The 240-nt window shown below is 51.2% G+C and carries 1 pseudogene; it reads right to left on the bottom strand.

From position 1 onward, the window contains the following. Positions 1–130: pseudogene (locus AB9F27_RS22215) on the bottom strand (IS30 family transposase); the annotation flags it as partial. Positions 131–240: the final 110 nt, after the last annotated feature.

The raw sequence follows: 240 nt of genomic DNA, 5'->3' as shown, positions 1-240 counted from the left end.
TAATCAGCCCCGTGACGACACTTTCGGTATCCTTGTTGGCGACTTTGACCAACATGACGTACCGAGAATGACGTTCGACGAGAGTTGCAATGTAGCTATTTTTGGACCCTCCGATGAGATCTCCCTCCCATGTGTGGATGCCCCGTTCAATGCAAGAGATTCTTTCAACAGTTTGTACATGTGATCGGGTACGGTCATGTGTCAGGCCTCAGTTTGCGACGTTTCACATGCCGCGGGCCG

Origin of the sequence: Falsihalocynthiibacter sp. CO-5D18 (genome assembly GCF_041205445.1) — a bacterium.
Taxonomy (GTDB): domain Bacteria; phylum Pseudomonadota; class Alphaproteobacteria; order Rhodobacterales; family Rhodobacteraceae; genus Falsihalocynthiibacter; species Falsihalocynthiibacter arcticus.
Note: the sequence above shows the minus strand (reverse complement) of the source record. Positions and strands in the feature narration are given on the sequence as shown.